General features: G+C 62.1%; 1 protein-coding gene. It reads left to right on the top strand.

The genetic code is table 11. From position 1 onward, the window contains the following. Positions 1 to 289 precede the first annotated feature (289 nt). A partial coding sequence (locus U5A67_RS40500; RefSeq protein ID WP_321818840.1) for a hypothetical protein occupies positions 290 to 551 on the top strand: 262 nt, incomplete at its 3' end.

Below are 551 nucleotides of genomic sequence, written 5' to 3'. Positions count from 1 at the left end.
CAATGCGCTGAGCGTGAGATCCCCGACGCTCACCAATACAGGAAACCTGATCGGGACCGCAGTGACCCTCACAGGGTCCACGCTGGTCAATGGACTAACGAATCCTGACGTCTACACGCCACCAGTTGCAGTTTCGGGGCAGGTGATCACACTGGGGCCCGCGGCCGTGCCGTCTGAGGCGTCCACTACCGTCAATGCGGCGGGACTTGTCACGACACTCGACGGGCGCGCGACTTCTGTCACTGGCTCCGCAGGCCTGGCGTCAAACTCACCGATTGGCGTAACGACGGTGAGCGCGCCGGTCTCGCCGTCGGTCTCGACGGTCTCCACGCAGACCTCAGACGTGTCATATCTGGTCACGAGCTCAGCCTCAGCGGTGTCGGATGACCTGTCGCCGGAAGCATTGCTTGACCAGTTGCCCGCCAGTCTGCAGCCCGACACGACGGTTTTTTACTATGACCCGTACACCCAAGCGCAGCAGGTCGAGCAGGCGGCGCTTGAAGCAACCGGGCAGTCGAGTTTCTATGGCCTGTCGGCGAGTGATAGCAGCA

The organism is Paraburkholderia sp. J69-1 (genome assembly GCF_905220255.1).
Classification (GTDB): Bacteria; Pseudomonadota; Gammaproteobacteria; order Burkholderiales; family Burkholderiaceae; genus Paraburkholderia.
Note: the sequence above shows the minus strand (reverse complement) of the source record. Positions and strands in the feature narration are given on the sequence as shown.